Source organism: Lentibacter sp. (assembly GCF_965658795.1).
In the GTDB taxonomy this organism is placed as follows: Bacteria; Pseudomonadota; Alphaproteobacteria; order Rhodobacterales; family Rhodobacteraceae; genus Lentibacter.
Genome location: NZ_CBFHTG010000019.1, coordinates 26,875 through 40,157, shown reverse-complemented (window position 1 = coordinate 40,157; position 13,283 = coordinate 26,875). Strand labels below are relative to the sequence as shown.

The following is a 13,283-nucleotide window of genomic DNA, read 5'->3' as shown; positions in this document are numbered from 1 at the left end:
GTGCTGGCGCTGATTTCTGGGCGGGGTGCTTTGCCAAGCGCAGTCGCTGCCGCGCAGAAGGTACCCCCTTTGATCTGTGCAATGGAAGGTTTTGAGCCTGATGGCCTCAGACCTGATTTGACCTTTCGATTGGAAACGCTTGGTACACTGCTCGTTAAATTAACGGAGCAAGGTATCACAGAGGTTTGCTTGTGTGGGGTGATCACTCGACCTGAGGTGGACCCGAACAAGCTTGATATCGAAACGCTTCCGTTGGTTCCAAAATTTATGGAAGCTCTTCAAAAAGGCGATGATGGCGCATTGCGTGCTGTGATGAAGATATTTGAGGAAAAAGGTTTTGCCGTTCTTGCGGCGCAAGAGCTTCTGCCTGAGCTAACCAGCCCCAAAGGCATACCGACTTTGGTAAAACCTGAGGCATGTCACGAGATGGACGCTCTTGTCGGAGAAAGTGTCTTGGCCGAAATGGGGAAGGCAGATCTGGGACAGGCCTGTGTTATCCGGCAGGGTGAAGTGCTTGCACGTGAACAGCTTGCAGGTACTGACGCGATGCTGACAGCTTTTGCTGAACACTATTCTCCAAATTTGAGCGGTCAGGAGTCTTTTGATTGGCTTTCTGAACCGGCCAGTAGGATTGCTGACGCGATCAATGGGTGGATCGAAGGCTCGTCTGAGGCGAGAGTGTCTACTGGTGCAGTTTTGTTTAAAGCCCCAAAGCCAGGTCAGGATCGTCGTGCGGATTTACCTACGATAGGGCCAAAAACCGCGATGATGGCTGCTGAGGCTGGGCTTGATGGGATTATCATTGAGGCGGAGGGTGTGATCGTTCTGCAGGAAGAGCTGGTGCTTCGAATCCTTGACTCAATGGGCATGTTTTTGTGGGTGAGGTAACACGTATCTTTGTTGTTGCTGGGGAAGCCTCAGGTGACAAACTGGGCCAAGCCGTTATGCGTGGGGTAAAGTCACTTCGGGGGCAGGTGCTCTTCGCTGGTGTTGGTGGGCCATTGATGGAAGCAGAAGGCCTGAGCTCTCTGTTTCCGATGTCTGAACTCAGTGTGATGGGACTGTCGGAGGTCTTGCCTAAGTATCGGAGCTTGGTCCGTCGTAAAGATGAGACTGTAGCGGCTGTTTTAGACTTTCAGCCAGACATTTTGCTAACAATTGACAGCCCTGATTTTTGTAAAAGAGTTGCACAGCAGGTACGCTCGGCCAACCGAGCCACTCGCATAGTTCATTATGTTGCACCTTCTGTATGGGCATGGCGCCCCAAACGAGCTGAGAAACTAGCTAAATTCACAGATAAAGTTTTGACTTTGCTTCCCTTTGAGCCTGATTTGATGAGATCTGCTGGTATGGAGGCCGAGTTTGTTGGGCATCCCGTTGTTTCTGAGATCAGGCCGACGGAGGCGGATATATCCACTTTCCGCCAAGCGCATGGGCTAGGGAGCGCAGCTTTGCTTCTTTTACTCCCCGGCTCGCGGCAGGGAGAGGTAAAACGCCTCTCACAGCGTTTTGGTTCCGCGGCTCAAGCGATCCTAAAGGTTCAACCGTCGATGCGTGCCGTTGTCGTTGTCGCTGATGCCGCTGATGAGTTCTTGTCTGCCAACACTCAGCTTTTTCCTCCTGACACACTTTTTCTGCGCCCGTCTGGTGAAGATGAAAAGAGAGCAGCTTTTGCTGCGTCAGAAGTGGCTTTGGCTGCTTCTGGGACGGTGTCTCTGGAGTTGGCGGCCGCGGAAACGCCTATGGTTATTGGCTATGATATGGCGTGTTTAAGTCGCGTCATCATGGGGCGTATGCTTTTGATAGACACGGTGACGCTTGTGAACCTAGTGAGTGAGACGCGGGCGGTTCCTGAATATATTGGTCGAAATTGTACGTCAGAGAACTTAGCCAGAGCTGTCTTGGATGTGTTGTCAGAACCCGATGCTCAGACCGCTGCAATGCACGTGACCATGGAGCGGCTAGGAGCTGGCGGAGAAGCCCCGGGTGTACGGGCTGCGAAAGCACTCTTAGCTGATTGAAATAAACTCAACCTGTTCGCCAGCGGCTCTAGCCTGATCGTTTGGTGGTCGGATAAGAAGTGCGTCGGATTGAGACAGTATTGTCAGCAGAGCCGAATCTTGGCGCTCCGCAGCTTTGATATAGCCGTCTTTTTGAGATGCGCGCATGTAGTGTTCTCTGGGTCCATTTGAGGGAAGTGAATGGGACAATGTTGCGCTGAGGCGCTTGGCTGGCTCTTTGGGCAATCCAAGCATGGCGCGAAGTACTGGCAGCAAAAAGATATGACCACAGACCATGGCGGAAACAGGGTTGCCCGGAAGCCCGACCATGAGAGAAGTTCCCATTCGGCCGGCCATGAGGGGCTTACCGGGGCGCATAGCGACTTTGTAGAAGCTTTGCTCCAGCCCAAGTGAAGCGGCCACATCTGCAACGATGTCATGCTCGCCAACGGACGCACCGCCAATCGTTATAATAAGGTCAGCACCGTCCGCTAGACTAAATATGGTTTCAAGGCTCGCGCGGTTGTCGCGCGCTATGGGAAGAATGCGCGTCTCCGCTCCATTGGCTTCCATCAATGCTTTCAGACCATAGGTGTTTGACGCAATAATCTGGTCTGGTGTCGGGCTTTCGCCAGGCTGAACAAGCTCGTCACCTGTGGATATGATCGCAACAACAGGTTTCTTGAAAACAGGTAGATTGGCGTGATTCATAGACGCCGCCAGAGCGATATCAGAGGGGGCTAGAACGCGCGGTGCTGGCATGATGTCACCAGTGCAAAAATCCTGACCAGCCGGGCGGATATTAGAGTTGCCATCTTTCTCTGTCAAAAGGGTGATGAGCTTTCCGCGCCGTTCGACATCTTCTTGAATGACCACAAGATCAGCGCCCTCAGGTACAGGCGCGCCGGTGAAAATACGCACAGCTTGGCCGGCTCCGAGTTTGCCCTCAAACCTGTGACCTGCCGCAGACTCGCCAACGACGACGAATTGTGCATGCAGGTCAGCCTCTATTGAGTTGATCGCGTAGCCATCCATTGAAGATGCTGCAAATGGCGGCTGCGTAAGTTTGGCGGCGATAGGCGTTGCAAGAACACGCCCTGCGGACAAAGACAGGGGACACATTTCGGTCTCTTGCACTCTGACGAGTGTAAAGAGCATGCTCAGCGCTTCGGATACAGAGATCATGAGGCTTGATATCGCCCTGATTTGCCGCCGTCCTTGAGGACAACACGCACCGAGCCAATTTCCATGGCTTTATCCACGGCTTTCACCATATCGTAAACCGTAAGTGCTGCAGTTGAGACGGCTGTAAGCGCTTCCATTTCGACTCCAGTTTGGCCCGTTGTTTTGACTGTGGCCGTTATCTGAATTCCCGGGAGAGTGTCATCGACATCAAGATCCAGAGCGACTTTAGTGATTGGAAGGGGGTGGCAAAGCGGGATCAAGCGCGCAGTCTCTTTTGCGCCCATAATGCCTGCGAGCTGTGCGACGGCGAGGACATCGCCTTTCTTTGCGCGTTGCTCCTTGATCATCGTGAGTGTCTCGGGCGCCATCTGTACGTGGCCTTTTGCCGTTGCAATGCGCGAGGTTACAGCTTTTTCAGAAACATCGACCATGTGGGCGTTACCCGATGAGTCAAAGTGCGTAAGGTCAGACATTTACATGCCTCCGGCTGTAAACGGGTTCGCCAACAGGCTCCGTGTCGCCAGTTCAACATTCTCTTGGCGCATGAGGCTTTCACCAATCAGAAAACTGCGTGCTCCGTAGCGAGCTATGTCCGCGAGATCTTCAGGCGTAGATAGGCCACTTTCACAGACGATCATACGATCAACAGGAACTTGTTTTGACAGCGTCCGGGTCACATCAAGAGAGGTCTCAAACGTGTTAAGATTGCGATTGTTTATCCCGATCATGCGTGAGCTCAGTGCGCTTGCGCGAGTGAGTTCGTTGGCATCATGAACTTCGAGTAGCGCATCCATGCCCCATTCTGTCGCGGCCGCTTCCAACTCTTGAGCTTGGGTATCAGAAACACTGGCCATGATTATAAGGATACAATCGGCACCCAAAGCCCGCGCTTCTGCGACCTGGTACGTATCATACATGAAGTCTTTACGGAGTGCAGGCAGATCACAAGCCGCACGTGCTTCGGATAGGTATTTTTTGTCTCCCTGAAAACTTGGTGTGTCTGTCAATACTGAGAGACAGGTAGCGCCACCTGCTTGATATGCCTGCGCCAAACTTGCAGGGTGGAAATCATCGCGAATAAGGCCTTTAGAGGGGCTAGCCTTTTTGATCTCGGCAATCAGGCCATAGCCGGTCTTGCTTGCTTCGAAAAGCGCTTCTGCAAAGGGTCGGACGGCGGGCGCAGCCTGCGCTTCGGCCTCAACGGCTTCGAGAGGTTTTTTCGCTTTATCTGCTGCAATTTCTTCAAGTTTATAGGATTTAATCTTGTCCAGTATGGTCGGGCTCATAGTGCCTCCGATGTGAATTTGGCAAGGTCTGAGACCTTTTTGGCTGCTGCACCGCTGTCGATACTCTCACGCGCGATTTCGACGCCTGTTTGTAGTGTATCAGCTTTGCCAGCAACGTGAAGGGCGGCTGCAGAATTGAGCAAAACTGCGTCACGATAGGCAGACGGTGCGCTTGCAAGTAAAGCGCGAAATGCGAGAGCATTTTCCTTTGGAGAGCCGCCGATGATCGCCTCAAACGGGTGCACAGGCAGCCCAGCATCCTCAGGGTGTGTTTCATGCTCGGTGACAGTGCCATCTTCATTCAGGGCAGCAACCCAAGAGACGCCAGTAATTGTCAACTCATCAGTCCCATCTGACCCATGTACCAGCCAAGCCCTCTCTGAACCTAACTTGCCTAGTGTTTCGGCCATTGGGTGAATAAGCTCTCGTGAAAACGCACCTGTGAGCTGGCGTTTTACGCCGGCCGGGTTTGTCAGCGGACCGAGAATGTTGAAGATGGTCCGCGTGCCAAGCTCTGCTCGTGCTGGCCCTACATGTGCCATCGCTGGGTGGTGCATAGGGGCCATCATAAAGCAGATGCCAAAATTCTCCAGCGCGCGCTCAACAACCTGAGCGTTAACCATAACGTTGATCCCAAGCTCACCTAATGCATCCGCAGCGCCTGATTTTGAACTCAGGTTACGGTTGCCATGCTTCGCTACAGGAACGCCTGCGCCAGCAACGACAAAGGCTGTGGCTGTTGATATATTAAGTGTACCTTTGCCATCCCCGCCTGTGCCGACGATGTCCATCGCTCCTATGGGCGCTTTGACAGCATGGCACTTGGCGCGCATTACGGCTGCGGCTGCTGTGAACTCTTCTACGGTTTCACCGCGTGTCCGGAGGGCCATAAGAAAGCCCCCGATTTGGGCTGGGGTTGCCTCTCCGTTGAATAATTCCGTGAAGGCTTCTTCAGCTTCAAGCTGTGTAAGCGTTCTTTCTGCGGCCGCGCCGATTAGAGGTTTAAGGGTCTGGCTCATGCGGGCTCCTTTGACATCTCAAGGAATGTTTTCAACATTTTGTGGCCGTGCTCTGAACGGATCGATTCGGGGTGAAACTGGACGCCGTGTACTGGTAAGTCGCGGTGTGTGAGCCCCATGATTGTGCCGTCCTCAAGCTCTGCTGTGACTTCAAGGCAGTCTGGCAGGCTTTTTCGCTCTACAACAAGCGAGTGGTAACGCGTGGCTTCAAAAGGGGTGGGGAGGTCAGCGAAGATACTCTTGCCCGTGTGGTGGATTGCGCCCATCTTCCCATGCACAATCTCATGGCAACGGACCACCTTGCCGCCAAACGCCTGACCGATGGTCTGGTGGCCCAGGCAAACACCTAAAAGAGGGATGTGAGCTTGAGCGGCCGCTAACGTGAGTTCCAGACAGATGCCCGCATCTGAGGGCGCTTTGGGGCCAGGTGACACAAGGATTGCAGAGGGACCCATGGCCAGCGCTTCCGTAACAGTGAGGGCGTCATTGCGCTTTACGACAACTTCTGCACCCAATTCACCGCAATAGTGAACAAGATTGTATGTGAAACTGTCGTAATTATCTATCAGTAGCAGCATCTTACTCTTCGCTCTCAGGAAAGGGCTGGAGGCTCGGCCCAAGGTCGCGGTATACATGGTCAGGGTTCGACGGAACCGTCAAGAGGCAGAGGCCTTTCGGGGCAGATAAATCAGAGGTGATCGAGTGGCACGCGGATTTCTGAGCGGTGTTTTAGTTGGAACAGTTATAGCAGGAGTGGGGGCCACAGTCCTGTCTCTCTCGGGAGAGGTTGAGCGGCCTGTAGGAAAAGCGCTCGCACCTAAAGTTGGAGAAGCACCAGCCAGTGTAGCGGTTGTTTCCTCAACAGATACTGAGCCGGCGGACACCGTCGGTGTCGCTGCCCCAGAACCTGACAGCATAACCGCTGCCCTTGCGGCACCTGAAACAGGGGATGCGCCTAAGATCGGTAGTGTTGTCGATACACCATTGGAAACACAAGACATTGGTGTACCTCTCGCAGTGCCCGGAGACGAAAGCCAGCCCGAGGTTGTTGCCGCTCCTTCACAGCCAGAAGTTGCTGCTGTTGAACCCCTCCCAGACGATGAGCGCGAAGAAATCACACTGACAGTGCCGCGCTTGCCCGATCAAGACACTGTGCAGCCGTCGGTTGCTTTGGGCGGTGAAGCGCAGGAACCGTCGACCCGTGTGAGCATTGGTACTCCTGCTCGCACGCTGGTTGGGGGCTCCTCTAGTCGCTTACCTACTCTTGCGAGCCCATCTACATCTGAGGCAGTGGAAACCGCAGTTATGGGGACAGTTGATATAAGTGATCTCCCACCCATTGAACGTTTTGCCGCGCCATTTGTCGGGCAGGATGGGACTCCCAAAATGGCAATCGTCTTGATTGATGATGGTACGAGCGACATTGGCGTTGAAGCGCTGAGCACGTTTCCTTATCCACTCAGCTTTGCAATTGATACGTCTTGGAGCGGTGCCTCCGAGGCGATGAGTGTTTATCGTGCGTCTGGTTTTGAAGTTCTGGCGATGATTGACCTTCCATCAGGCGCGCGCGCCAGTGATGTAGAAGTTTCGATGCCTTTACTTCTGGAGAAAGTCCCTGAAGCTATTGCGATTATAGAGACACCAGATGCAGGGTTGCAAAGCAGTCGCGATGTGATTGCACAAGTGACTGATTATGTAGGTGCAAGCGGTCATGGGCTTTTGCTTTTCCCCAAAGGATTGAACACTGCACAGAAGCTTGCCGCGAAAGAGGGCGTCCCCTCGGCAACAGTCTTTCGGGATTTTGATAGCAATGGTCAAAACGCCAGCACAATTAAGCGCTTTCTCAACCACGCAGGGATGAAGGCCGGTTCAGAAGGCGGTGTTGTGATGATTGGCCGGTTGCGTGCTGACACAATCTCAGCTTTGTTGCTCTGGGGACTGCAAGAGCGAGGGGATCGCCTCGAACTGGCGCCTCTGAGTGTCCTTTTGAAAACCCAGTCAGAGTAAGCTTAGAGCTTAATCATCTTCCAATTGCCTTGAGAAATCCCTTGGAGGGTGTGAGGTCCGATGCTTGTCCGAATAAGGCGCAATGTAGGATGTCCTACATGGGCAGTCATACGTCTCACCTGACGGTTCCTGCCTTCTTTCAAAGTAAGTTCGATCCAAGTGTCAGGAATAGCTTTGCGCACACGAATAGGCGGTGTGCGTGGCCAAAGCCATAAAGGCTCTGAGACGCACCTCGCCCGAGCTGGTTGTGTGGGTCCGTCATTCAGGGTGACACCCTCCGCCAGAGCTCTCAGCGCGAGTTCATCTGGTGTTCCTTCAACTTGAACGAGGTATGTTTTTGGCTCTTTAAACTTCGGGTTGGAAAGTCTGGCTTGCAAACGGCCATCGTCTGTTAGCAAAAGCAGTCCTTCGCTGTCACGGTCAAGTCTGCCCGCAGGGTAAACCCCTTTTTCGTCTATAAAGTTTGATAAAGTTGGACGTGAACTTCCATCGCTGCCTTTGTCTGTAAACTGACTGAGCACACCGAAAGGTTTGTTAAAGAGTATGAGGCGACTCATACGGCGACATAGTTTAAAGTCGTGGAACCCGAAAAACAGAATGTGGGACTAGCCATTGCCGTTTCCCGTAAAGCGGGCTGCATCTGCGGCAGCTCTACGAATAGCGCCAGACTTATGCAGTGTCTCCATATACTCCGCTTCAGGGTCACTATCATAGACCACACCGCCGCCAGCTTGAATATAGAGTGTTTCATCTTTTATGAGCGCCGTGCGAAGTGCAATGCAAACGTCCATATCGCCATTTGCAGCGAAATAACCTACGCCGCCGCCATATATTCCCCGCTTCTCAGGCTCTAGTTCATCGATAATTTCCATTGCACGTACCTTTGGCGCCCCGGAGACCGTGCCTGCCGGTAAGCCTGAAAGCAGTGCAGACAGCGCGTCATGGTCCTCTGAGAGTTCGCCAACAACATTGGAAACAATGTGCATAACGTGACTATAGCGTTCTATGATAAATTCCTCGGTGGGGCGAACTGTTCCAACCTTTGATACACGCGCTGTGTCATTTCGACCTAAATCCAGCAACATCAGATGCTCTGCCAGTTCCTTCTCATCTGCCAAAAGGTCTGCTTCGAGTGCACGATCTTCTTCAGGTGTTGCACCTCGTGGTCGCGTTCCAGCGATGGGGCGAATTGTAACTTCGTTGCCAAACACGCGCACCAGAATTTCGGGACTTGCTCCCACAACCTGAAAATCACCAAAGTTGAAATAGAACATAAAAGGTGAGGGGTTTGTACGGCGCAAAGAGCGGTAAAGCGCGAACGGAGGTTGACGGAAGGGTTGTGACCAGCGCTGGCTTGGCACAACCTGAAAAATGTCACCCGCGCGAATGTAGTCTTTTGCTTTTTCGACGGCTGTTTTATAGCCTTCACGAGTGAAGTTGCTAACCGGTTCATCGGTATTTGTGGCAGTACCCAGATCTCTCGACTGTTGGGGCAGGGCGCGCTCCAAATCGCGGACAGCATCCATGACGCGCTCCGCAGCTTGTGCGTAAGCGGCTCGAGCGGATTGACCTTCTAAGGCCCATGCTGGCGCGACAACGATAACTTCGCCTTTGACGCCATCAAGAACAGCCGTGACTGTTGGGCGCAACAGTGTAGCATCGGGGAGCCCAAGCGTATCCTCTGGCATATCTGGAAGGTGTTCTACCAAGCGGATCATGTCATAGCCTAGGTAGCCAAACAGACCTGCTGATGCCGCTGGAAGCCCTTCTGGCGTGTCAATTTTGCTCTCGGCGAGAAGTGCCCGTAGGTTGGTGAGAGGATCCCCTGACTGGACTTCAAAGGCACCATCATCAAAACGTGCGTGGCGATTTATTTGGCTTTTGGTGCCATAGCACTGCCAGACCAGATCGGGTTTCATTCCGATAATGGAATAGCGACCTCTGACCTCGCCGCCAGTTACGGACTCTAGCATAAACGCGTTTTTTGCAGCGCCCGTTAATTTGAGCATAAGAGACACTGGAGTATCAAGATCAGCCGCCAAACGGGTATATACGAGCTGATTTTGGCCTGCAGAAAAGCCCGGTTCGAAGTCCTCAAATGACGGTGTTAGCTCCATTGTCAGGCTACCTTGTTTAGAACTGAGCGTTAACCGCGTTGATCGCGGTTTCGTCCAAGATGATTGGCGTGCGGGCCTGAATGTCGGTGATGAACATGTTGTACATGTCTTGAGCGATGTCGTTGCGATACTGGTCTTCCAGAAGCTGGCGAGTGCTCTCAAGGCTCTCATCATTAGGGTTAGGTGAGATGATTGTTTCGAGTTGAGCTAAGGTAACGGTTGATCCGCCTTGTGAAACAGTTGTTTCACCTGGTGACTTGAGCGCAAAAAGATCGACCATAAACCCAGCTGGTGCCTCAGGTAGAAAATCAGTCCGAGTCATGTCTGTTTCACGGCGTACAGAAACTCCAAGTGTATCAAAGTCGTTGCCCTCAGCGATCTGATCCGAGAGGTCGCGTGCCTTGGCGGACAGGGCCTGAATAAGGCGGCTTTGGCGTTCGTCTGCGATCACGCGTTCACGTACTTCTTCGAGGGGTTGAGCAACTGATGGAACCTCGCCATCAAGACGCAAGGCGATCAGGCCGCCATCATCTAGTTCTAGGAGTTCGGGGAAGTCCTCTGTCGTTATACGGTCGGCGGCCTCACGAAAGGCTGCATAACCCGCGGGTCCCGCCTCTGACCGACTGTGCCATTCTATTTGACCGAGCTCCATGATCGTTTCTGACGCGAGCTCTTCAAGTGTGGCACCGCTTGCTAGCAGATCATCAAACGCATCACGCTCGTTATCAATCAGGCGGCGAGCACGCCCCTGAGCGAACTCGTCTCTCAGCTCGTCCCGGACGTCTGCAAATTCGGTGGTGACCGCGGCCAAAACGCCGTTCACACGAAAGAGGGCGGGGCCAAGGCTTGTTTGAAGTGGGCCTACGATGTCACCCGTTTGGGCGGCGAAAACTGCTTCGCCTGCGTCTCCAAGGTCTTGGAGCGTTACATCGCCCATATCGATATCACCGAGTTCCAAGCCACGTTCTTTGACAAGGTTTTCAAAGGAAGTCTCTCGGTTGTTGAGCGCAGTTGCCGCCGCTTCAGCTTCTTTCTCGTCGCTAATAATAAGTCTTTCCACGAGCCTGCGCTCTGGTCGGTTTAGTTCTGTGGCGCGTTCTTCATAGAGTTGGCGCAGAGTGTTTTCATCTACCTCCACCTGTTCGATCATTTGCTCGGGTGTCAATATAGCATAGGTTATATTGCGTAAATCGGGTGTCATGTAGCGAGACTGGTTCTGACTATAAAAAGCTTCTAGCTCTTCGGTCGAGGGATCGGACAATGGTTCGGCTAGCGCATTCTCATCAATGATTGCCCATTTGAAATCGCGCTTTTCTCCAATGAACTGGACAATTGTTTCGGCATAGCTTGGGGTCGGTTCAATATTGCTGAACATGGCTGTTTGAACAATGCCACGGGCGATTTCTTCGCGCACGATTTCTTCATATTCGCGCTCGGTCAAGCCGATCTGTTGTAGGCGAAATCGATAGTCGTCGCGGTTAAACTCGCCGTTAACTCCGCGGAACGCGTCTGTACTCAGGATTTGAGCTGCTAACCGTTCGTCCCCGACAGACAAACCGAGCTGGGCTGCTTCACTGTCAAGTGAGCGAGCTGCAATAAGTTGGGATAGTACAAGACGGTCGAGCTGCTGTGACTGTGCTTCTGCAAAGCTCATCGCCCCCCCAGATGCAGAGACTTGTCCGCGCAACATCTGCTGAAGGGCGCGAGAGTAGCTCTGTGTTGTGATGGGTTTGTCACCTACTGAACCAATGGTGCGAACTGACCCACCCAGATTGGTCACACCAAAGCCCCCGAGGCCCAAAATAAGCATGCCCATCAGGATCCAGACCAGTGTTTTGGTTGTCTTGCCGCTCGCGTTCATCACGCTCTCCTCACGCCCAATTCTTGAGGGCAATGTCTACGGCTTTGCGCGCCTAGGAGCAAGAGTGGAGAGCTTTTATCCGCACATCATTTCGAGCCGCTTAAACAGTGTCTTTATCCCGTCGGAATCAATGTTTGCAAATGCGATGCGCAGTTCGCCATGGGCCGCTGGATCGCCATTTGGCCGGAACATGGTGCCAGGCAAACAAAGGATGCTCTGTTCGGCGACCATACGTTTTGCAAGAGCGTCGGACTTATCCGGAAAAGGGTGTTTCAGGTATGCGAAATATGCACCAAGCCCCAAGAGCTTCCATCCGCGTGCTGCAAGTTGCGAAAATTCTGTTTCAATTGCGGAACGGCGTATGAGGATCTCTTTGCGCTCACTAGCCAGCCACTGTCCGAGGTTTTGCATGCCCCAGAGAGCGCCCCTTTGGCCAATTTGGCTGGGACAGATTGTGACTGTGTCCAGAAACTTTTCAACCTCAGCCAAGCGGGCTTGTGATGTGACTATTGCACCAACGCGATGTCCCGTCAGGCGGTAGGCTTTGGAGAATGAATAGAGTTGGATCAATGTATCTTGCCAGTTGGAACGGCTAAACAGATCGTGGGGGGCGCCAAGTCGACTATCGAAATCTCGATACGTTTCATCTACAATGAGGGCGATACCGTGTTCCTGAGCAAGCTCAAAAAAAGCACCAACCAGATCTGAGGGATACTCAACGCCAGCGGGATTGTTCGGGGTCACCAACACGATTGCACGCGTGCGCGGAGTGATAAATGCGCGAGCTTTTTCAGGGTCTGGCAAGAGACTGGAGTCTGTGGGCAGAGAAACGCTTTGCACGCCAGACATGTCCAGCCACATTTTATGATTGAAATACCATGGGGTTGGGAGAATAACTTCATCCCCTGCAGAACAGAGCGATGTAATGGCTGCGGCAAAGGCCTGATTGCAGCCCGAGGTTATTGCAACCTCTCCTTTAGCAATATCTGCACCATAGCTCGTGCTCCACTGCGCTGCGACTTCGGTGCGAAGTGCTTCCAATCCCAAGGTTGGCCCGTAAAGGTGAGATGCTGGCTCTGATACTAAAATTTCAGCCATAGCCTCTCGCATTGCCAGGGGCGGGGCTGTTGCAGGAGCTGCTTGGCTTACGTTGATCAACGCGCGGTCTACTGGAAACTGAATGCCATCGAGCCAACGCCTTGCTTCCTGAACTGGTGGCGCAAAAGTTGATTGAGTGCGAGATAAAGCCATCTTGGGTTAGTCCCTTTTGCTAAAGTCTTGAAGGCTTAGTCTTTACCGCGGTAAGGCTCCACATATTGAAGCGCCATGTCCCAAGGAAAGAAAATCCAAGTATCTTGGCTAACACCTGTTATGAAGGTATCTGCCTGCTTTTCACCCGCTGGCTTGGCATAGACACACGCAAAATGAGCGTTGGGATAAAGAGATCTCACCAGTTCGAGTGTCTTGCCGCTATCGACAAGGTCATCGACAACAAGAATTCCTGTTCCGTCCCCCATGATTTTAGCATCTGGAGATTTTAGCACTTCGGCTTCGCGACGCTGGTCTGCTTTGCCGCCGCCTGAGTGATAGGATTTAACGGAGATGGTATCAACTGTACGGATATCCAGCTCGCGTGCAACGATCATGGCAGGTGCCATTCCACCGCGTGTTACAGCAACAACTGCGCGCCACTGGCCATCATCTGGCCCATTCCCGTCAAGACGCCAGGCTAGCGCGCGACTGTCACGGTGTATTTGGTCCCAAGATATGTGAAACCCTTTTTCATGTGGGAGACGTTCTGTCATGGC

General features: G+C 52.9%; 13 protein-coding genes. 3 read left to right on the top strand and 10 right to left on the bottom strand.

The features are described from left to right. The gene (locus ACTG3X_RS12225; RefSeq protein WP_439111555.1) at positions 1 to 888 is read left to right on the top strand and encodes an LpxI family protein; all 888 of its coding nucleotides are present in this window, start codon (positions 1 to 3) and stop codon (positions 886 to 888) included. Continuing rightward, entirely contained in the window at positions 876 to 2,021 is a 1,146-nt protein-coding gene (gene lpxB / locus ACTG3X_RS12220; protein WP_439111554.1) for a lipid-A-disaccharide synthase, read from the top strand. The genes ACTG3X_RS12225 and lpxB overlap by 13 nt, the downstream gene beginning before the upstream one ends. Here the strand turns inward: lpxB and ACTG3X_RS12215 are convergent. The 5 genes from ACTG3X_RS12215 to ACTG3X_RS12195 are packed head-to-tail and all read right to left on the bottom strand — an operon-like array spanning position 2,010 to position 6,068. Then, positions 2,010 to 3,185, bottom strand: coding sequence for a molybdopterin molybdotransferase MoeA (locus ACTG3X_RS12215; protein ID WP_439111553.1), 1,176 nt, complete (start codon positions 3,183 to 3,185; stop codon positions 2,010 to 2,012). The genes lpxB and ACTG3X_RS12215 overlap by 12 nt on opposite strands. Then, positions 3,182 to 3,658, bottom strand: a complete 477-nt coding sequence (moaC, locus tag ACTG3X_RS12210; RefSeq protein WP_439111552.1) for a cyclic pyranopterin monophosphate synthase MoaC — start codon at positions 3,656 to 3,658, stop codon at positions 3,182 to 3,184. The genes ACTG3X_RS12215 and moaC overlap by 4 nt, the downstream gene beginning before the upstream one ends. Then, on the bottom strand, positions 3,659 to 4,471 hold the full coding sequence (gene trpC, locus ACTG3X_RS12205; RefSeq protein ID WP_439111551.1) for an indole-3-glycerol phosphate synthase TrpC: 813 nt from the start codon (positions 4,469 to 4,471) through the stop codon (positions 3,659 to 3,661). It lies immediately after the preceding gene. After that, positions 4,468 to 5,490: an anthranilate phosphoribosyltransferase gene (gene trpD / locus ACTG3X_RS12200; RefSeq protein WP_439111550.1), complete on the bottom strand. Its 1,023-nt coding sequence runs from the start codon at positions 5,488 to 5,490 to the stop codon at positions 4,468 to 4,470. The genes trpC and trpD overlap by 4 nt, the downstream gene beginning before the upstream one ends. Beyond that, complete coding sequence (locus tag ACTG3X_RS12195; protein WP_439111549.1) at positions 5,487 to 6,068, bottom strand: anthranilate synthase component II; 582 nt, start codon at positions 6,066 to 6,068, stop codon at positions 5,487 to 5,489. Before ACTG3X_RS12195 ends, trpD begins: the two co-directional genes overlap by 4 nt. A 124-nt stretch (positions 6,069 to 6,192) precedes the next feature. Between ACTG3X_RS12195 and ACTG3X_RS12190 the strand changes: the two genes are divergently transcribed. After that, complete coding sequence (locus ACTG3X_RS12190) at positions 6,193 to 7,497, top strand: divergent polysaccharide deacetylase family protein (protein WP_439111548.1); 1,305 nt, start codon at positions 6,193 to 6,195, stop codon at positions 7,495 to 7,497. 2 nt (positions 7,498 to 7,499) lie between these two features. Here the strand turns inward: ACTG3X_RS12190 and ACTG3X_RS12185 are convergent, their stop codons facing one another. The 5 genes from ACTG3X_RS12185 to gpt all read right to left on the bottom strand — a co-directional run bounded on the left by ACTG3X_RS12185 (position 7,500) and on the right by gpt (position 13,280). Beyond that, entirely contained in the window at positions 7,500 to 8,054 is a 555-nt protein-coding gene (locus ACTG3X_RS12185) for a pseudouridine synthase (RefSeq protein WP_439111547.1), read from the bottom strand. A gap of 48 nt (positions 8,055 to 8,102) precedes the next feature. After that, a complete protein-coding gene (gene trpE, locus ACTG3X_RS12180; protein ID WP_439111546.1) occupies positions 8,103 to 9,614 on the bottom strand; it encodes an anthranilate synthase component I in 1,512 nt (503 codons plus the stop codon). Positions 9,615 to 9,630: 16 nt separating this feature from the next. Then, a complete protein-coding gene (locus ACTG3X_RS12175) occupies positions 9,631 to 11,475 on the bottom strand; it encodes a SurA N-terminal domain-containing protein (RefSeq protein ID WP_439111545.1) in 1,845 nt (614 codons plus the stop codon). Positions 11,476 to 11,550: 75 nt separating this feature from the next. Then, positions 11,551 to 12,726, bottom strand: coding sequence for an aminotransferase (locus ACTG3X_RS12170; protein ID WP_439111544.1), 1,176 nt, complete (start codon positions 12,724 to 12,726; stop codon positions 11,551 to 11,553). 35 nt (positions 12,727 to 12,761) lie between these two features. Further along, positions 12,762 to 13,280, bottom strand: coding sequence for a xanthine phosphoribosyltransferase (gpt, locus tag ACTG3X_RS12165; protein WP_439111543.1), 519 nt, complete (start codon positions 13,278 to 13,280; stop codon positions 12,762 to 12,764). Positions 13,281 to 13,283 lie beyond the last annotated feature (3 nt).